At 39.1% G+C, this 17,999-nt stretch carries 21 protein-coding genes; 4 read left to right on the top strand and 17 right to left on the bottom strand.

Going from position 1 to position 17,999, the window contains the following annotated elements; translation table 11 throughout:
• Positions 1-72: 72 nt before the first annotated feature.
• Both AC2YJL_RS04445 and deoD read right to left on the bottom strand, forming a co-directional pair.
• The gene (locus AC2YJL_RS04445) at positions 73-1,521 is read right to left on the bottom strand and encodes a SulP family inorganic anion transporter (protein WP_251568439.1); all 1,449 of its coding nucleotides are present in this window, start codon (positions 1,519-1,521) and stop codon (positions 73-75) included.
• Between the two features lie 219 nt (positions 1,522-1,740).
• Positions 1,741-2,445 carry a purine-nucleoside phosphorylase gene (deoD, locus tag AC2YJL_RS04440; RefSeq protein ID WP_013058711.1) on the bottom strand — a complete coding sequence of 235 codons (705 nt, stop codon included), beginning with the start codon at positions 2,443-2,445 and terminating at the stop codon, positions 1,741-1,743.
• A gap of 194 nt (positions 2,446-2,639) precedes the next feature.
• Between deoD and AC2YJL_RS04435 the strand changes: the two genes are divergently transcribed.
• Positions 2,640-2,792: a hypothetical protein gene (locus AC2YJL_RS04435; RefSeq protein WP_013058712.1), complete on the top strand. Its 153-nt coding sequence runs from the start codon at positions 2,640-2,642 to the stop codon at positions 2,790-2,792.
• Between the two features lie 51 nt (positions 2,793-2,843).
• Here AC2YJL_RS04435 and AC2YJL_RS04430 read toward each other — a convergent pair whose 3' ends face one another.
• From AC2YJL_RS04430 to AC2YJL_RS04410, 5 genes are all read right to left on the bottom strand, one after another.
• Entirely contained in the window at positions 2,844-3,167 is a 324-nt protein-coding gene (locus tag AC2YJL_RS04430) for a hypothetical protein (protein WP_013058713.1), read from the bottom strand.
• 246 nt (positions 3,168-3,413) lie between these two features.
• A complete protein-coding gene (locus AC2YJL_RS04425; RefSeq protein ID WP_195696054.1) occupies positions 3,414-4,040 on the bottom strand; it encodes a phosphatase PAP2 family protein in 627 nt (208 codons plus the stop codon).
• A gap of 235 nt (positions 4,041-4,275) precedes the next feature.
• Entirely contained in the window at positions 4,276-5,046 is a 771-nt protein-coding gene (locus tag AC2YJL_RS04420; RefSeq protein ID WP_251568438.1) for a sporulation protein, read from the bottom strand.
• The gene (locus AC2YJL_RS04415) at positions 5,033-5,869 is read right to left on the bottom strand and encodes a serine/threonine protein kinase (RefSeq protein ID WP_230933450.1); all 837 of its coding nucleotides are present in this window, start codon (positions 5,867-5,869) and stop codon (positions 5,033-5,035) included. Before AC2YJL_RS04415 ends, AC2YJL_RS04420 begins: the two co-directional genes overlap by 14 nt.
• A 3-nt stretch (positions 5,870-5,872) precedes the next feature.
• A complete protein-coding gene (locus tag AC2YJL_RS04410) occupies positions 5,873-6,127 on the bottom strand; it encodes a hypothetical protein (protein WP_195696051.1) in 255 nt (84 codons plus the stop codon).
• A gap of 117 nt (positions 6,128-6,244) precedes the next feature.
• Here AC2YJL_RS04410 and AC2YJL_RS04405 point away from each other — a divergent pair, with 117 nt between their 5' ends.
• The gene (locus AC2YJL_RS04405; RefSeq protein WP_230933451.1) at positions 6,245-7,306 is read left to right on the top strand and encodes a DUF2515 family protein; all 1,062 of its coding nucleotides are present in this window, start codon (positions 6,245-6,247) and stop codon (positions 7,304-7,306) included.
• 58 nt (positions 7,307-7,364) lie between these two features.
• On the opposite strand, the gene AC2YJL_RS04400 is transcribed toward AC2YJL_RS04405, so the two are convergent.
• The 3 genes from AC2YJL_RS04400 to AC2YJL_RS04390 form a co-directional block, all read right to left on the bottom strand.
• Entirely contained in the window at positions 7,365-7,535 is a 171-nt protein-coding gene (locus tag AC2YJL_RS04400; protein ID WP_013058720.1) for a YozD family protein, read from the bottom strand.
• 263 nt (positions 7,536-7,798) lie between these two features.
• Positions 7,799-8,485 carry a hypothetical protein gene (locus AC2YJL_RS04395; RefSeq protein WP_013058721.1) on the bottom strand — a complete coding sequence of 229 codons (687 nt, stop codon included), beginning with the start codon at positions 8,483-8,485 and terminating at the stop codon, positions 7,799-7,801.
• A 203-nt stretch (positions 8,486-8,688) separates the two neighbouring features.
• Positions 8,689-8,904, bottom strand: coding sequence for a YozE family protein (locus tag AC2YJL_RS04390; RefSeq protein WP_013058722.1), 216 nt, complete (start codon positions 8,902-8,904; stop codon positions 8,689-8,691).
• Between the two features lie 408 nt (positions 8,905-9,312).
• Between AC2YJL_RS04390 and AC2YJL_RS04385 the strand changes: the two genes are divergently transcribed.
• Positions 9,313-10,350 carry an acyltransferase family protein gene (locus AC2YJL_RS04385; protein WP_195696049.1) on the top strand — a complete coding sequence of 346 codons (1,038 nt, stop codon included), beginning with the start codon at positions 9,313-9,315 and terminating at the stop codon, positions 10,348-10,350.
• A gap of 121 nt (positions 10,351-10,471) precedes the next feature.
• A complete protein-coding gene (gene dat, locus AC2YJL_RS04380; RefSeq protein WP_251568437.1) occupies positions 10,472-11,317 on the top strand; it encodes a D-amino-acid transaminase in 846 nt (281 codons plus the stop codon).
• Positions 11,318-11,352: 35 nt separating this feature from the next.
• On the opposite strand, the gene AC2YJL_RS04375 is transcribed toward dat, so the two are convergent.
• The 7 genes from AC2YJL_RS04375 to AC2YJL_RS04345 all read right to left on the bottom strand — a co-directional run bounded on the left by AC2YJL_RS04375 (position 11,353) and on the right by AC2YJL_RS04345 (position 17,978).
• Positions 11,353-11,631, bottom strand: coding sequence for a YokU family protein (locus AC2YJL_RS04375; protein ID WP_013058725.1), 279 nt, complete (start codon positions 11,629-11,631; stop codon positions 11,353-11,355).
• Between the two features lie 14 nt (positions 11,632-11,645).
• Positions 11,646-13,058 (bottom strand): lysine 2,3-aminomutase, encoded by a 1,413-nt coding sequence (gene kamA, locus AC2YJL_RS04370; protein ID WP_195696047.1) that lies wholly within the window; start codon positions 13,056-13,058, stop codon positions 11,646-11,648.
• A gap of 67 nt (positions 13,059-13,125) precedes the next feature.
• Positions 13,126-13,974: a putative beta-lysine N-acetyltransferase gene (gene ablB / locus AC2YJL_RS04365; protein ID WP_195696046.1), complete on the bottom strand. Its 849-nt coding sequence runs from the start codon at positions 13,972-13,974 to the stop codon at positions 13,126-13,128.
• A gap of 26 nt (positions 13,975-14,000) precedes the next feature.
• Positions 14,001-15,266 (bottom strand): peptidase, encoded by a 1,266-nt coding sequence (locus AC2YJL_RS04360; RefSeq protein WP_050691576.1) that lies wholly within the window; start codon positions 15,264-15,266, stop codon positions 14,001-14,003.
• 13 nt (positions 15,267-15,279) lie between these two features.
• The gene (locus AC2YJL_RS04355; protein WP_016765314.1) at positions 15,280-15,942 is read right to left on the bottom strand and encodes a 3-oxoacid CoA-transferase subunit B; all 663 of its coding nucleotides are present in this window, start codon (positions 15,940-15,942) and stop codon (positions 15,280-15,282) included.
• The gene (locus AC2YJL_RS04350; protein WP_230933454.1) at positions 15,927-16,628 is read right to left on the bottom strand and encodes a CoA transferase subunit A; all 702 of its coding nucleotides are present in this window, start codon (positions 16,626-16,628) and stop codon (positions 15,927-15,929) included. The genes AC2YJL_RS04355 and AC2YJL_RS04350 overlap by 16 nt, the downstream gene beginning before the upstream one ends.
• On the bottom strand, positions 16,629-17,978 hold the full coding sequence (locus tag AC2YJL_RS04345) for an aspartate aminotransferase family protein (RefSeq protein WP_251568436.1): 1,350 nt from the start codon (positions 17,976-17,978) through the stop codon (positions 16,629-16,631).
• Positions 17,979-17,999: the final 21 nt, after the last annotated feature.

The following is a 17,999-nucleotide window of genomic DNA, read 5'->3' as shown; positions in this document are numbered from 1 at the left end:
ACTTCTTTTTCCACCTGGCTCATACAGCTACTAAAACGAAACAAGTAAAAAAGGTGTGCTACTGCACACCTTTTATTTGTTCGACAGCGACGTTATGCCAATTTGCCTTACGATTTTTTTACTGTCTTTATTTAATCCTTTTACAATAACCTTTTTATTCAATCGCTCATACTTATCGATAATTTTTGAGATGCCGATTACGGCCGATTGATCCCATATATGAGAAGAACTAAAATCAATAATGATGGTATCCGGGTCTGTTTCATACTGAAATTCATCCATGAAGAAGCTGATGGTGGCAAAAAATAATTGCCCTGAAACCCTATATTGCTTCATATTCCCTTCTATTTGTGAAGTTGTTTTGATTTTAGCCATCTTCCAGCCAAATACAATCGTACTTAAAACAACACCTACCATTACGCCTAATGCTAAGTTATGTGTAAACAATACGATAACCACCGTAACAACCATTACAATGGCATCCGATAGTGGATATTTCGTTAAGTCTTTAAGGGACTGCCAATCAAATGTACCGGCGGCTACCATAAACATAACGCCTACAAGAGCAGCCATTGGAATTTGTTTAACAACATCGCCAAGCACCATAATTAAGAACAATAAAAAGACTCCGGCGACTAAGGTAGATAACCTTCCACGTCCCCCTGATTTTACATTAATCATAGATTGTCCAATCATGGCACAGCCAGCCATTCCTCCAAAGAAACCTGTTACAATATTAGCGATGCCTTGACCGCGCGCTTCTTTATTTTTATTCGAGGGCGTATCTGTAATTTCGTCCAGCACCGTTGCCGTTAGCATAGATTCAAGTAGGCCTACAATCGCTAAAGGAAGCGAATAAGGTAAAATGATAAGCAGTGTCTCCACTGATAAATCAACCTTTGGAAAGTGAAGAACCGGCAGTGAACGCGTAATATTCCCCATATCTCCTACCGTTTTTAAATCTAAATGAAAGACAATCGCTACAATCGTCATCAAGACAATGGCAACAAGCGGAGATGGTATTGCTTTGGTCATGAGCGGAAACAAATAGACGATGAGCAGCGTTCCGGCTACCATTGCGTACATCATCCAATTTGCTCCTTGAAAATGGGGAAGCTGTGCTGTGAAAATTAAAATACCTAGCGCATTTACAAAGCCAATCATAACTGTTTGAGGAAGAAATGATAAAAACCTTCCTACTTTCAAAACACCCAGTAAAATTTGAATCATTCCGGTTAAAACAGTAGCTGCAAATAAATACTCAATGCCGTGATCTTTGACTAAGTTAATCATCAATAAAGACATTGCTCCTGTTGCAGCTGAAATCATAGCTGGTCTTCCGCCTGTAAAAGCAATCACAATTGCCATACAAAAAGATGCATACAGGCCAACCATGGGATCGACACCGGCGATAATGGAAAAAGCAAGGGCTTCTGGAATAAGCGCAAGAGCAACTGTCATCCCAGACAAAATATCTGCTCGAACGTTTGAAAACCACTGCTGTTTAATACTTGCCATCATGATGGTTTATCACCTCTTATGAATTTTTTATACGATTTTCGACTTTCACGAAAATCAAAGCCGTTTTTAACGTATCAAATCGTACCATACAATTTCCCGTTTGGAAACAATTAATTTTCACAAATAAAAAGACGAGAAGCCTGATTGCTTCTCGTCTTTTTATTTGTTACGCCGCAGCATTTCGCTGCCATTCAGCAAATAAACGAAATGAAATTATATTCATTCATTAATTGCTGCTTCAAGCGCAACAACAATCATATCGTTAAACGTCGTTTGACGCTCTTCTGACGTTGTTTCTTCACCAGTGAAAATGTGATCACTTACTGTTAAAACAGATAAAGCATTACGTCCGTATTTAGCAGCTAGCGTATACAAAGCCGTTGTTTCCATTTCAACTGCCAATACGCCGTGAGCTGCCAATTTTTCTAGCTGGCCGTCTTCATTGTAGAATTGATCAGATGTAAATACACTTCCTACTTTTAACTGAAGGCCTTTTTCAACACCTGCATCGTAAGCGCGCTTTAATAAATCAAAGTTAGCTGTCGGTGCATAGTCAATAGGACCAAATTTAACGCGGTTCATTTGTGAATCACTTGACGAAGACATGGCTAAAATAACGTCGCGTACTTTTACATCTTTTTGAATTGCTCCGCATGTACCAACGCGAATTAGGTTTTGAACACCATATTCATTCATTAGTTCATTTACATAAATAGCAATTGATGGTACACCCATTCCTGTTCCTTGAACAGAAACGCGCTTTCCTTTATATGTTCCCGTAAATCCAAGCATACCGCGCACTTCGTTATAGCAAGTTACATCTTCTAAAAACGTTTCTGCAATGTATTTTGCACGAAGTGGATCACCTGGAAGTAAAATCGTTTCTGCAATATCACCTTGTTTTGCCCCAATATGTACGCTCATTTCGTACCTCCTATATGTAAAAAATCTTACGCTTTCACTATACCATATTGTATCCCTTGCTTGTCTATTTACTTCTAACATTATGCGACAAAAATAAAAAGACATACGGCCCAAAAAATGGCGTAGTATGTCTTTTTATATAAGGGTACGCTAATAGCGCAAGGGATTTACTAACGTTAGCTGAGGTGATATGTATGGGGAAAAAACATCGCAATCGAATAAATTCGCCTAAAAAGAATAATCATATTCCAAAGGAAGCAATTATAGCAGAACATGAAGCCCATGGAGATGAATATTCAGCAACAAACCGAAAAAATGGCCCTGGCCATCATACTCGTGATTACTAAGGGTCAACATATAAATAAAAAGCGGCCAGATAGGTCGCTTTTACCTTATGTTTAACGTACGTGCAGGCGATTCACTTTTTGCCAGCCGTCTGTCCATAGCTTGTAGTAATACTTCCCTCGAGTACCTTCATCAATTAATAAAATATCGCCTGTGCTGATAAACCTCGCATCACAATCTTTTGGCAAATTATCAGCAATATTAAACATCTGAAATACTTGTGTTGCTGCGTCTTGATGATCGAATGCTGTAATCGTTAGACGATGGACAGGCTTATATCCGCGCTTTTCGCCTTTTTCTTCTGTTTGCATAATGGTTACATCATATTCTGTGCTAATATTAAATTGTTTTTTTATTGTGGTCCACACACTCAACATTCTTCCCTCCACCCAAAAGCAAGTATTTACTCTTTTACGTCATGTATTCTTATATAATTAGTGATAAAATCCGAAAACCCTTTATCGAATCAAAACGTTTTTTGTCGAAATTACTAGTTTTTTCTTATTAAACATGTACATAAAATATTTGTTTCCCATTTTATCATTAGTTGTTTTTGAATGGATGAATCAATAGGCCTACTTAAACAAAATGAAATATTAACGAAAAAAATGTAACCATTGCTCCTATTTTTGGTTATATAGGCGCTTAGAAAGGAGGTAGACCCCTAAGGACCAAGCAAGTCCTAAACAATATCCTGCTAGTATATCCGTTAAAAAGTGTACACCTAAATACAAACGGCTAAATCCAATTAATAAAATAACAATAGCAATTACGCATGCAGCTGCCGTTTTGATAGACCTGCTTCTTGTATACATCCATATTAACAAAAGTACTCCGCTGTAAAACGCCATTGAGTTCATGGCATGTCCGCTCGGAAAACTATAGTGAGAGGCGGGAACGACTTGACTCCAATCAGGTCTTGGTCTTGCAAAAATCTCCTTCAATCCCCAATTTAAAGCGCGAACTCCCCAAAAAACAAGCGTGATATATAAAGCGAGCAACCCTTTTCGTTTATAAAGAAGAACTACTATAATCGCAAACCATATTGGCGCAGTAACATACCAAGATCCTACGGTTGTTATAAATATGATGATGGGTGTTAACGTGTCCGTCCTCCATCCTTCAATGGTATGAAGTACATTAAAGTCAAGCTGTTTCACCCAAGGTGTATTAAACGTAAATAAAATGAGTAAAAAGAAAGCTAAAAGCGATACAATAAATAGAGAATATTTTGTAGTGCGGTTTCCCATTTTTTATTTCCTCCAACCTATTAAAAGAAAAAGCATGTAACGTTCTACATGCTTTACTTATTCACACGTTTTGGCTGAATATAGTCTTCCGGCTTAGGAGCTTGATGAACGACAAATTCAGCCGAAAATTCCTCTTTTGCATTTATTTTTTTCGTTTGCTTTGATTGCGGCATATACCTCTCTCCTTTCTTTTTACTGTCTTTAATATACGAAAAAGAAAGGAGAGCTATGCACGTTAGCTATAGCGTGAAATAATACTGGTTAATATATTTTTTAACTGAGGAATTTCTTTTTCAGAAACATGAACATGAATGAGCGACTCATCTGCATCCAGCATTTCAGATAGAAAGCCGCCAAACCCTCTGGCACGTCGATCTACTTCTATAAATAAATCGTAATCATGTAAGCCGCTCGGCTGCACGATAATTTCAATTTCATCTACTTTCCCAGCGTAAACTCCACCGCTTGGAACAAATTCAAATTCTTGAACAAAAGGAAGTCTTTTTCTCATCCGGCGAGGGGCTTCTTCGCACTCAACTTGGCGCAAGCGAAAGCCAAGCTGTTCCATAGCTTCAATTGCGCTTGTTACCATAAGGTTAGGAAGCACTTTTACATGATCAATATCTGACGGATCAACGGCATCTTTAATATCAAGACTGGTCGCCACCCAAACCCGGGTTCTACCTAATGTAACAGGCGTATCATCAGGCAGCTGAAAGGTAAAAGGAATAGACTTCGTTTCAGATGGTTGAATCGTGAACGGGTCGTTAATCTTAAACGTATTAAGCTCAATATCCTGCTTGTATTTTTTATCGTCTCTTTCTTTTACATAAGTTGTGAATAGACGCAGATAGATGCTGTCAATTTTCTGCTCAACATTGCCTCCGTATACTTCAACAATCCCTTCAATCTTTTCACCAGCACGAAATTCATCATTGACAAGCTTAGCATCCACTCGCGCTGCACCAATTCCAATGCGGGCTAACGCTTTATTAAATAGCGCCATACTTTCCCCTCCCTGAGCTCTTACTATTTATATAGTCATAAATATCTTTTTGTAAACTTTTAATGCTTTCATAAGATTCATCTGCTCTCAGCATTTTTTGAATGATGGCCTTAATAGGCGCCGACAAATGTAGCTCTTGTTCCCAGCTTCTTTCTTGTTTTTCCGTCGGCTCATAACCAGAGTATAATAAAAATAAAAGAAAATGACCAAGTGCATAGATATCGCTTGCAGCAGATGTTTGTCTCATAAACTGCTGTTCTTCTATAAGGGTGCTTGTTTCTTCATGGTCTCCTAAAAATCTAGCAAGACCAAAGTCAATAACATAGATGGTTCCGTTAACATCAATAATATTTGGAATACGAAGATCACGGTGAACCATTCCTTGCTCATGAATAGCAGAAACTACGTCTAGAATATTAAGTAAAATGTCAAGCGCTTGTTCTTCCGTATACACGCACTTCTCTTCAAAAATTAAATCTTCAAACGTTTTCCCTTGAATCAACTCCATCACTACGAAACAACCTTCATCTGTTTCGATAGCTTCATACAGTGAAGGAATTTGAGGATGATTTAATTGAGACAGCAATTTCGCTTCATAATGATAAGACTTCAGCCCCTGAGACGTGCGCTGCTTTGTTTTACGGAGTTGCTTTACGACTACCTTTTTTTGTTGCACAATGTCGTTAGCAACATATGTTATACCATAGCTTCCCATTCCCAGTATATCTATGATTTCATAGCGCCCGGAAATGACTTTTCCTTTTTTAAAAGGGCGGTCAACTAGCCAGCGATGAAGGTGTTTGAACATTCGATTTTTCATCATAAATCAACTTGAGAAAAAGCTTGAGAAGAAGCTTCCACTTTTACGTTTGCGCTTGTAATGGTGGTGGCCATATTTTGAATGACTGTGGCTGTCATAATATTTGCTTCGTTTATAATCGCTACTGCTGCTATGGTGATGAGGACGTCTGTAGTGATGATCACTGCTGCTGTAGTGACGAGGACGTCGATAGTGTCGATCGCTGCTGCTGTAGCGTCGACGTTTAGATCCAGTTAATGATTCAAAAATTTTTCTGAACATAAAGAAAACCTCTTTTCTTAACATTTGTTACCCTTTATACGTACGAAATGTTATAAAGGTTTCAAAAAGTCCCTTACCCTTTTTTTATATAGTTAAACGTTTCAAAGGAGGCTTAACATGACTTCTACTGACACAAATCCCCTGATTAGATTGGAGGATGTTCTTCGCCTGCAGCAGATGATGCAGCTCAAACCTCCTGCTACCCTCCCGCTGTCTTTTATCGGAGAAGACGTAAAATTGATTAAAGAGATTCGAAAAAAAGTAAAAAAAGCTAATCAAAACAATGTTACACGTACCCAAGCATATTTAGACTATTACCAAAAACACCCCGAAATTCACTGGGCTTTTTTAGCACACTTGGTTTCGCGAAACGGCGGCTATTACATGACAGATCTTTCCACTACCTTAATAAAATCCCTGCTTTCTCCAGAAAAACAGCACGCGTACTTCTTGTTTTTAGAACATTCCAATTCCGCCATTTTTCATGATGCTTACGCTCAGCTCTTACTCTATGAAAAAAGCAAAGAGCAAAACAGCAATCTGTTTCATTTACTTCCCGCTTTTCACATATCTTCTTTTATGAAAGCTGTTTGGAATGACTTTTGGCAGCATAGAAACAAAACGCTCTTATCAATAGCCCTGATTGTGAACGAACAGTATCATATCGAAAAAAATGTTCTCTTTAAAAAAGAGTTTCAGCGGGATGTTCTTCACTCTTGGCAGTTTCACACTCAAAACTTTCTCGGTATGACTCAAATCGTCTTTCCCTATTATTCAGGTAATAACATTGATTTAAGTGGAACAAAAGTGTATCATTTCGAGTCTGTCTTAAAGCGGATTGAAGTGGGAAAAACTTTATACGTTCTTCTTTTTTATTCAAACTTGCATGATTCTATCTATACATTTAGCCTCAAACACCCCCACACAGGGTCTCGAAGCGATTATAATTCGGATATATTTACAAAGAATCGAAATCATTCCAAAAAGCTGTATAGCCCGACGTTAAATATGAGCTGGGGAGACCGCGTACACCTTTTTTTAAGAAAAGATGAGTGGTTTGAAGACGAAAGCATATTTTCTCTCCTTGAGTCTATTCCCGCTTCTTCAGTAAAAAAAATTCCTCTTCAGCATCATATAAAAGTGCAATCTGCTATTAAAGCTGCTAACCCTTTTTCATAGCCACTGTCTCATAAACAAAACGACGAGTTCCCCCGTCGTTACAGATGTATCTATCTTTTTATTCTTCATCTTGCTCATCAATAATACATTTATCAATGAGATAATCAAAAGTTATATCCGCTAATTCGCCTAGCTCTTCTTCAGCGGGAACATAGCCTCGCTTGACTAGTTCATTGTAAAAGAACTCCGCAATTTCTTCCGTATCAATGACCACTTCGATTTCTTTCACAATATCACTCCTTATCCCGTTTGAACGGATTAGCGTACCTTATTTTTCTTAAAAATAGGTTCACTCCATCTTCTGCTTGAAGTTTTACCTTATACACATTTATGAACAATTTGGCAATAGTATGTCTAAAATTTCAGCAGTTTAAACAGAAAGGTAATTATACCCATTTTTTTCATTACCATCGCCGTATACACAATAAAAGATAGCTAAGAGAGATGTAATAATCTATCTCGGCTATCTTTTATTTATTAGGCATCTACCTGCTATTTTCCTTGTTCGGATTTTGCTATCTTTTTTAAATGTTTCAGCACTAAGTTCATGACTTCAGCGTATTCTTCATCTTCAAAAAGCTCATACAAAAATTTATAATCATTGTACACATCTAAAAGACCATTTATAATCTCATGCTTTTCTTTAGTTAACCTCACTTCTTCTTTTTCAGAACCGTTTTGTTTTTTCATCTTTGGTAGCAACTCCGTCTTTTTAATTTCTTTACCTAAATACAACATATCAACACTTTGAGCGTAATTTTCTGTTTCCTCATGAGGAGTTACGAGAATGAGTTCTTCTTCACTAGCCTCAAGCCATTCTCCATCTGTTACACGTGACAATTCATAGACAATGTCTTCCCATGAATCCTCTTTATAACGCCATATTTCTGTTCGAATACCAATGATTTTAAATAACTCTTTTCCATAATTAAAAACCTGGACGATATCGCCGAAGAAAAATTTATATTCAAGCTCTACTCTTTCCTGTACTAATATTTGACCTTCATATTCTTCTAGAAGCTCAATTGTATCTTCTAAAAAAAGACCTTCACTATGGTTGATTTCGTATACAAAAATCCCATCCATCACTTTTATATCGGTAATAGTGCCAACGGTCCCGTATATTGTTACAACGACTGTTTCACCAATTCCGTATTTAGGTTTTTTCTTCCCTGCCATCGTCGCACCTCCTTAGTAAACATACACCTACTGAAAAGTTACAATATTATATGCAGTAACTAAAAAAGGGGAAGTATAACATCTTTAGAACCAAGCCTTTATTATCTATTGCTCTCTATCATTTTTACCTCTGCTTAGTACATGAGCTTAAGAAAATAAAAAAAGCAGGCTGATGGATATCCATCAGCCTGCTTTTTTATTTCTCACGCATTATTTTGATAAAGCTCCCATGCTTCATCAAATACGGTCATGCTTGATAAATAATGTCCGTTGAGCTCTAAATAAGAACTCAGTTCGTCATAATCTGTTGAAGATTTCGGGAAGCTGTGATCATCGTAAGCACTTCGCGCAAACTCTCCCATTCGATCATGTTTTTTATTTGATCGGAATTTCATTATATAGTGATAAAAGGATTTCATCGTACTCCCCCTCCAGCGGTATGTGTATCTTTTCTATCATTTTTTCAAGAAATCTACAACTTTCTTCTGCGATATGTAGATGTCGAACACTGCAATATAAGTGGTTTACCCGACAAAAAATATTAAATTCATGTTACAGTTACAAAACAAATTTCACTATTAGCGTAACGAATAAATATTGTTATATCAATATTTTTCTTTTTCCCAAAAGACATTTGTAACAAAAACACATCGTTTTTATAACAAAAGCATTGATTCGACAGGTTTCTCAAGCCTTTATGTAATTGCAAAAAAGAAGAATTCATGTTTTAATTCCGTAGTGAAAGGTTATTCTAACAATAATCGCCATTTAAATAAATCTTGTTGGTGGGAGGTTTACATCAGCATATGTTGAGGAAAAATAATACTATGAATACTCGAAATGCTTACTTTGATAACGCTAAATTCGTATTAATTTTTTTAGTTGTATTCGGACACATGATTTCTCCGTACCGAACAGATAGCAGCGGAATGCTGTCCATTTATCACTTTATCTTTATTTTCCATATGCCTGTCTTTATTTTACTAGCAGGTTATTTCTCGAAAAATTTTCATAAGAAAGGCTATTACAAAAAAATATTTACAAAGGTGGCTCTTCCTTATTTAGCTTTCCAAACTATCTATACCCTTTATTATAGTGTGCTTTATACAGATGAAACGTACACGCTTCAATATTTGGTTCCTAGATGGGCAATGTGGTTTCTACTGAGCTTAATTTTTTGGAAATTAATGCTTCCTTTCTTTGCGAAATTCCCGATGTGGATTAGCTTAACTGTCTCTATTTCGCTTGGACTTGCAATGGGATTCATTGATATTGACGGATTTGATAAAATTCTAAGCATTAGCCGAATGTTTGTCTTTTTCCCGTTTTTCCTTTTAGGCTACTATTTATCACAGCGACAAGAGCCTTTTACAAATCTTTTGACAGCGCGAAATCGAATCATTGCATCTATCGTATTATTAGTTACATTAATCGGAAGCTATTCTTTCTTAGACGACACGGCTTACACAGATATGCTGTATGGAACGAACACGTACGACAATGTGGCCGAATTTTTAATGCGCGTTTCTCACTATGGAATTGCCTTTCTTGTATCTTTTGCCTTTATGGCTTTAATTCCAACGCGCGGTTTTGCTTTAACAAGCATTGGACAGCGATCGCTATACGTGTATTTATTGCACGGCTTCATTTTAAAATGGTTCTTTACAACTGACTTCTCAAAAAGTCTAGAGCCAACGTCATGGGGTATTATCGTCTTAATCGCCCTGTCCATTTTAGTAACGATGCTTCTCGGCAGCCGTATTGTCGATTGGTTCATCACCGGTACCAAGCTCATCGTTCAGTTTGTTACACCTAAAAAAGCCCTTCAGAAATTTTCATTAGCATTCAAACGTACGTTTTCATAAAAGTCATACCCCTAAAGGAGTATGACTTTTTTCATTTTCTTCGAAGAAACCAAGTAAATAATTTCATTTTGCTGAATTTTATGTTAACGTTTTAATATCTAAAGGAAGGGAGTTTTTCAAGATGGAATTAGCATATTATGCTGGAGAGTTTAGAGATATTAAAGAGGCTGTTATTCCAATTGATGAACGCGGTCACCAGTTCGGAGACGGTGTTTATGAATTTATTCGCGTATACAAAGGGATTCCGTTTTCAATTGAACGTCACTTAGACCGCTTAGAAAGAAGTGCAAAAGCAATCTTTATCGAACTGCCGGTTTCAAGACAAGAGCTAAAGGACATCATTCACCAAGCAATGGAAAAATCAACGTTAAAAGACGCTGATATTTATATTCAAGTTACGCGCGGGATTGCTCCTCGAAATCATTTATTTCCCGATGTACCTGCACAATTAGCACTCACAATACGCCATCCTCGCCAAACACCTGAAGAAGCCTATGAAAAAGGCATTTCCACGCTTCTTTTGGAGGACGAACGATGGGCTAATTGCTATATCAAATCATTGAACCTACTTCCTAACCTTCTTGCCAAACAAGCTGCGGCTTCTAAAGGATGTAAAGAAGCTATTTTAGTAAAAGACGGATACATAACCGAAGGGTCGAGCAGCAATGTCTTTGCGATAAAAGACAACGTCTTGTTCACCACTCCTGCCACAAGAAAAATTCTATCGGGTATTACGCGCGCTAACGTACTGGAATGTGCTCAGGAACAAGCCATTCAAATTCGAGAACAAAATATGACTCCTTCCTTTTTAAAAGACGCTGATGAAGTTTTTATTACGAGCACATCTGTTGGTCTCTTGCCCGTTTCGAAAATAGACGAAGTCGAACTTCCAATTTTCCGTCCTGTTACAGTAGCTTTAAAACACGCCTACAGCCTGCGCACTGCTGGAACAAAGGCTTATCAATAAGCAAAGCCGCCCCTTACAAAATAAGGGGCGGCTTTTTAGAATTTAAAGTAGTTGCGCTTTAATAATCTTGGCACTTTTAATAGCTCATCATACCGAATTGATTCATCAAGTTTTTTTGTATCGACAAGAAGCAGCTGTGTTTCCACTTCTTCTATGATCTCTTCTTCTTGATATGACATCCCGCAACCTGAACAGCTGATACATGGCATATGAGTAATTTCAATACTTCTCGTTCCGTCTGGCAATTCCCAGTATGCGGTATTGGTTGTTTCTACCGCTTTTTCTTCTTCGCACCATGCGCATTGAACAGTCATATTACAGGACCTCCTTAAGATGATGGAGCATCGTCGCTTTTACCGTCTTTTTTCAATTGAGCTTTAAACTTTTTATCTTTTAATTCATCTCTTTTTTCACGTTTGTCTTTTAGGCTTTCGTGAGCACTGTCACTTTCATATGTTTTACGTCTTTTTACTCTCCCTAACCCTTCCGGTACAAGGTTGAATTGAGTATCATTCATAAGACCCGAGATGCCGATGGAAGAATCTTTAGCATCCGATGCTGGATAAACAGCTCGAAAATAATCATCTGCACGCCCAGGCACATAGCTTTCTGGCTCCGGATACGTCGTAATCACTCCTTCAAAGTTTCGCAGAACAACTTTACTTGCGCTTTGACTAATAATATAGTTTGGCTGAACCGCAATCTTTCCTCCTCCTCCTGGCGCATCAATAACAAACGTTGGAACAGCATAGCCAGACGTATGACCTCGCAGCCCTTCCATAATTTCAAGCCCTTTGGAAACAGGTGCGCGGAAATGCCCAATTCCTTCTGATAAATCACATTGATAAATATAGTAAGGACGAACGCGTATTTTCACTAAATCGTGCATAAGCTTTTTCATGATAGCTACGCTGTCATTAATCCCAGCTAAAATAACCGCTTGATTGCCAACTGGAACTCCTGCATCGACAAGCATTTCACATGCTTTTTTTGTCTCTTCCGTAATTTCAATGGATGTATTAAAGTGAGTATTTAACCATACTGGATGATATTTTCTTAAAATGGCACATAAATTTTCCGTTATTCGCTGCGGAAACACAACGGGGGCTCTTGTGCCAATTCGAATAATTTCCACATGGGGAATAGCTCGTAAATTCTTCAAAATATATTCTAAAATATTGTCATTAATCAGCAAGCCATCACCGCCTGAAATGAGTACATCTCGTACTTCAGGTGTTTTGGCAATATAAGCAATCGCAGCATCTAACTGCTTTTTTGGAACGCCCATTCCGATTTGTCCTGAAAACCTTCTTCGAGTACAGTACCTGCAGTACATGGAGCATTGATTGGTAACTAAGAACAAAACACGATCAGGATAGCGATGAGTCAACCCTGGCACTGGAGAATCTTCGTCTTCATCTAGGGGATCTTCTAGATCATATTTTGTTTTATGAAGTTCTTTGCCAACCGGAACAGACTGCATACGGACGGGGCAGCGGGGATCATCTGGATTCATTAAAGATGCATAGTAAGGCGTAATATTGAGCGGAATCGTTTTGGTTGAAATGCGTACTCCTTCTTCTTCTTCAGGAGTTAAGTTAATGACCTTTTTTAAATCATCTAACGTTCGAATTGTGTTTGTTAATTGCCAAATCCAGTCATTCCATTTTTCTTCAGGAACATCTTTCCATAACTCAATGTCTTTCCAATGTCGGGACGGCTTATATAAATCATATAACATACAATCGCTCCTTTATGAAGATTTACTATTGTTATATGTTACAGCCCATAAATTGGTTAATTATTTCTCACCCTTTACTTTTTGACAGATCCTTCACCCATACGTTCATATCTTCTAACGATTTATAAATGTAACAATTATTCGTTAACCGTCCCGTATAGGTATAGCCAAGCTGCTGAAAGGCGGCGTTCATCCCGAATGAAAGCGCTCTCGATATTGTGTATACACAAAAAATATGCCGCTGTTTGAGCTCCGCCTCTAGTGCGCTTAATAAATGCTTCATGAATCCATACTTTCGGTAAGCAGGGAGAGTCGCACAATCCGTTAGTTCAGCATTGTGATAGACATAGTCAATTTCAGCAGAAGCAGCGCTAACGATATCGTTCTTGTCAACTATGATATAAAACAAGCTATCTTCTTGAAGCAAACTAGAGAGATACTCTTCTTCGTAGAGGGGAGTAGGATACACTGTGAAGATTTGACGGTAGAGCTGAGAAAGTTGTTTAGCGTCAGATGAAATCGCTCGGCGCATGATCAGTTGATTCGATAAAGGAGAATAATGAGATGTCGGCAAATTCAAAACATCTTGAAGCAGCTCTGTTTCTTTTAACGTCTCCCCGCTGTTTCGGCGGGATTGAGACGTATAGTAGCATAAAAGATACGCGTCGCTTCCGTTAAAATAGTAGGGAACAGTTGCTTCTAAAGAAAATCCCAAGCTCATCCAGTCCAACAGATATTCAGCACGTGCTTTTATAATCCACTTTTCGTACGTTGCCTTATCAATTTCTTTATATATATAGCTGTAAATATCATTCACATTTCCCCGGTAATCATCTATTCTCAGACGCTTGTTATATTCATCTAAAAAAAGAGTCATAGCAAAGGTTGGTTGACAAATATTTTCTTGTTTCGCCATTTGTTTGTATCCTCTCCCTTTTTAGCTTAGTCCGCAATACTGCACCAGTCTGCTACCGTGAGAGCAATAATTTCTGCTGCGTCAAGCATCGTTTGAATACAAATATACTCATTCGGAAAGTGGGCCACTTCTGTTACTCCCGGTCCAAACACCACTGTTGGAATATCCCCTACTTGTGACAGTATCCCTCCATCGGTTCCCCAAGGAGATGCTTCAATGATCGGCTGATTCTGTTTCACTTGATAAAAAGAGGACGAAAGAGAGGTCATAAGCGGATGCTCTAATTCAATTTCACCGGGAAGCCAGTGGGCCCCAAACCATTCCAAGTCGGCAGGATGCTCAGCAAACCACTCATCACACTGAGGCAGAAGTTCAAGCCAGGATTTCATTTCTGCTCTGACATTTTTCATTTTTTCATGCGGAGCAACTCCTATCCTGCCTTCTAATATTACTTGATCAGCGACTGAAGAAGGCCACGTTCCTCCTTGTATATTTCCGATATTAATCGGCACGGGAATGGGAATTTTATTATAGAGCGGATCGGTAATTCGACTGTTTCTCTCTTTTTCAAGATCCTCAATATGTTTAAGCACCACAGCTGCTTTTTCAATCGCACTCACGCCTTCATACCGAGTCCCTCCATGTGCTGCTACTCCATGCACGGTGACTCGAAACCACATGGAGCCTTGCTGCTTAGGGAAGATCTTCATGTTGGTTGGTTCTGGAATAATGGCACCATCTGCTTTGTACCCTCTAAGTACACAGGAAAGTGTTCCTGCACCTCCGCTTTCCTCTTCTACTACGCTTTGAAAAATAACATCTCCTTTTAGTGAAATATCTAGCTCTTTCAACGCTTGAATAGCTAAAAGTAATGACACATTTCCTCCTTTCATATCCGTTGCTCCGCGTCCATATAAGTTTCCATCTTTTACAACAGCCGTATAAGGGTCTTCCGTCCACTGTGAAAGATCTCCGGGTGGCACTACATCAATGTGCCCATTCAAAATGATGGATTTGCCTCCGCCTTTCCCTTTTAACACGCCTACCACATTCGGGCTGTCTCGAAAAGTAGAACGGTTGGAGGCAAAAGCTTCATGGCTGCGAAGTATTTTTTCGTCGGGTTCCCATATATCAATATCTAACTGCAGCTGTCGAAGGCGTTCAATGACAATTGCCTGCGCATGCTTTTCAGAACCTTGTACGCTTGCTTCTTCTACGAAACGCTTGAGTAAACGCACTGCACTTTGACGATGCTCTGTCATCCAGTTATGAATAGATTGCTGTATGTTCATGTAATGGTCCTCCTTATGGTATCGTAATCAATTGATCACTCAGGCGAACTGTCGCTTCTGTTGAACTCAAAATATCCTCTACGGTATAAGGAGACATTAACTCTGTTAGAAGAAGCGCATCTTTTTCTACTTTAAAAACCGCCCGATCTGTAATAACTAATCCCACGCAGCCCGAAGCAGTCAAAGGTAAAGAACACGTCTTAACCAGCTTCGGTTCTCCTGTCTTGCTCGTATGATTCATCAGCACAATGACTTTTTTCGCTTTTTGAGCTAATTCCATCGCTCCTCCCATCCCAGGAACTCGCTTACCTGGCACAATCCAATTAGCTAAATCCCCTTTTTCACTCACTTCTAATGCACCAAGAATGGTCATATCGACGTATCCTTTTCGAATCATCGCGAAGGCTGTAGCACTATCACAGTATGAAGCTCCTTGAACGGTAGTTGTTGGATAGCCTGCTGCATTGCAAACATTCTCATCTTCTTCACCTAAAGGAGGGGAAGATCCTAACCCTAAAATCCCGTTTTCAGCATGAAACATCACATGAACAGCGCTTGGTACATAATTAGGAATAAGAGAAGGAATGCCAATACCTAAATTAACAATCATGCCGTTTTTGATTTCAGCCGCAGCACGTTTTGCAATACGATGACGAATATCTATTCCCAAACCCATTTCCAATTCACTCCTTTAGAAGGGACAATATAATCCACAAATACACCTGACGTCATCACGTTCTCTGGGTCAATGTCGCCAAGAGGAACAATTTCATCCACTTCAGCAATAGTGATACGACCTGCCATAGCCATTAATGGATTAGTGTTTCGAGCGCTTTTATCATAAAGCAAGTTGCCGAATGGATCTGCTTTTTTTGCATATACAAAAGCCACATCGGCTGTGAGCGGTTTTTCAACTAAAAATGTCTTGCCGTCCACTTCCACTTTTTCTTTTCCAAATTGAATAATGTCATTTTCAATTCCTACATCAATCAGTACTCCTCCGATTCCAACTCCTCCCGCTCGAATCCGTTCAGCAAGCGTTCCTTGAGGAGAAAACTCAACTTTTAGCTTTTCTTCCGTCATCAGCGTTCCAGCCACTGGGTTCGATCCAATATGAGAAGCGATCAGCTTTTGAATTCTTCCTTGGCTTACCAATTTTCCCGCACCAATATGAGGAAAGCCTGAATCATTACATATCAATGTAAAATTTGATTTTCCGCTTTCAATAAGACCGTCAATGAGAGAAGGCGGGCTGCCTACTCCTCCAAACCCTCCTATCATCAGCGTAGCCGCATGATCCACGTATTCAATCGCTTGTTCCACAGTTGTCATCTTTTGAAATGAGTTTTCGACCTTTGTCACTCATTCCACCTCATTTCCCTGTTTTTCATTTTGCACTTCATGCAATGTTTTCGAAAGCAGATCGACCGCTTCATCAAGCTGACGATGAGTAATCGTAAATGGTGGCGCAATAATAACACCGTCTCCTTCGACTCCGTCTGTTCCTGCTTGTGAAGGATAAAGGAGAAGACCATTTTTTTGGGCTTTACTTATTACGCGCGCCGTCATATTTTCCGAAGATGAAAAAGGCTCCTTCGTCTTTGGATTTTGCACAAGCTCAAGACCAACTAGTAAGCCTTTGCCACGTATATCACCAATGATAGGGTAAAGAAGTTGAAGCTTCTTCAATTCCCCTACTAAATAGTCTCCTTTCAGCGCTACTTCTTGAACAAGATCATGCTTTTCAATATAGGTTAAAACAGCTATTCCTACAGCGGATGACAGCGGATTAGCGCTTAGCGTATGTCCGCTCATAATTAATTTGGATCCGTTCATGATAGGTTCAATCGTTTTGCTGCTAGCCAACGTAACGGCTATTGGTGTATATCCTGCTCCCACTCCTTTTCCAAGCGTCATGATGTCTGGTTTAACTCCCCAGTGCTCATACGCAAACATCACGCCTGTACGCCCAACTCCCGTCATGACTTCATCCGCAATCCATAACACATCATATTTATCGCAAATTTCTCTTATCACTTCATAATAACCGGGAGGAGGTGTAAGCGCTGCTCCGGCTGCTCCTACAATGGGCTCTGTAATAAAAGCAGCAATATGTTCAGGGCCGGTTCGTTTGATAACTGTTTCCAATTCGTGTGCACAAGCAAGATTACAGGATGGATAGGTTTGATGAAACGGACATCGATAGCAATAAGGAGGTGAAACCGAAGGATAATCTTCAAGCAACGACGAGAAGCGTTTTCGTCTTCCAACGTGCCCTGACATAGACAGAGCTCCTATTGTAATACCGTGATAGCTCATCCAGCGTGACAAAACCTTTGTTTTGGTTGGCTTTCCTTGCTCTTGAAAATGCTGAATTGCCGTTTTCATAGCCGTTTCAGTCGCTTCTGTCCCGCTGTTAACAAAAAAGCTCCACTGGAAATGATTGCTGCTTAATTCACATAGTTTCTTAGCTAAGGCTTCTGTTGGATCACTTGTAAACTGCGACCGATATACAAACGCAACTTTCTGTGCCTGATCGGTCATCGCATCAATGATTTCTTTTACGCCGTGTCCGATACTTGCTGTAACTGCCCCCGACGAAGCATCTATGTACCTTTTTCCATCTTGGTCGTACAAATAAATTCCTTTTCCATATGAAATAACTGGGTAGTCGTCGTCGAGCAGCGGCTTTATTACATGAGTTTTATTCATTTCCGCACTCTCCTTTCAAAC

The organism is Priestia sp. SRI_019 (genome assembly GCF_057586255.1).
The sequence above is the reverse complement of the archived record's forward strand: the minus strand, read 5'-3'. Positions and strand labels throughout refer to the sequence as shown.

Coding starts and splice junctions, on each gene's coding strand:
- AC2YJL_RS04345 (WP_251568436.1), bottom strand. CDS start 17,978: ATGAATAAAACTCATGTAATAAAGCCGCTGCTCGACGACGACTACCCA.
- AC2YJL_RS04420 (WP_251568438.1), bottom strand. CDS start 5,046: ATGGCGCTATTTAATAAAGCGTTAGCCCGCATTGGAATTGGTGCAGCG.
- AC2YJL_RS04425 (WP_195696054.1), bottom strand. CDS start 4,040: ATGGGAAACCGCACTACAAAATATTCTCTATTTATTGTATCGCTTTTA.
- kamA (WP_195696047.1), bottom strand. CDS start 13,058: ATGTTATATGATTTATATAAGCCGTCCCGACATTGGAAAGACATTGAG.
- AC2YJL_RS04415 (WP_230933450.1), bottom strand. CDS start 5,869: ATGATGAAAAATCGAATGTTCAAACACCTTCATCGCTGGCTAGTTGAC.
- AC2YJL_RS04435 (WP_013058712.1), top strand. CDS start 2,640: ATGGGGAAAAAACATCGCAATCGAATAAATTCGCCTAAAAAGAATAAT.
- ablB (WP_195696046.1), bottom strand. CDS start 13,974: ATGGCGAAACAAGAAAATATTTGTCAACCAACCTTTGCTATGACTCTT.
- AC2YJL_RS04410 (WP_195696051.1), bottom strand. CDS start 6,127: ATGTTCAGAAAAATTTTTGAATCATTAACTGGATCTAAACGTCGACGC.
- AC2YJL_RS04355 (WP_016765314.1), bottom strand. CDS start 15,942: ATGGGTTTGGGAATAGATATTCGTCATCGTATTGCAAAACGTGCTGCG.
- AC2YJL_RS04390 (WP_013058722.1), bottom strand. CDS start 8,904: ATGAAATCCTTTTATCACTATATAATGAAATTCCGATCAAATAAAAAA.
- AC2YJL_RS04360 (WP_050691576.1), bottom strand. CDS start 15,266: ATGAACATACAGCAATCTATTCATAACTGGATGACAGAGCATCGTCAA.
- AC2YJL_RS04405 (WP_230933451.1), top strand. CDS start 6,245: ATGACTTCTACTGACACAAATCCCCTGATTAGATTGGAGGATGTTCTT.
- deoD (WP_013058711.1), bottom strand. CDS start 2,445: ATGAGCGTACATATTGGGGCAAAACAAGGTGATATTGCAGAAACGATT.
- AC2YJL_RS04385 (WP_195696049.1), top strand. CDS start 9,313: ATGAATACTCGAAATGCTTACTTTGATAACGCTAAATTCGTATTAATT.
- dat (WP_251568437.1), top strand. CDS start 10,472: ATGGAATTAGCATATTATGCTGGAGAGTTTAGAGATATTAAAGAGGCT.
- AC2YJL_RS04375 (WP_013058725.1), bottom strand. CDS start 11,631: ATGACTGTTCAATGCGCATGGTGCGAAGAAGAAAAAGCGGTAGAAACA.
- AC2YJL_RS04430 (WP_013058713.1), bottom strand. CDS start 3,167: ATGTTGAGTGTGTGGACCACAATAAAAAAACAATTTAATATTAGCACA.
- AC2YJL_RS04445 (WP_251568439.1), bottom strand. CDS start 1,521: ATGATGGCAAGTATTAAACAGCAGTGGTTTTCAAACGTTCGAGCAGAT.
- AC2YJL_RS04395 (WP_013058721.1), bottom strand. CDS start 8,485: ATGGCAGGGAAGAAAAAACCTAAATACGGAATTGGTGAAACAGTCGTT.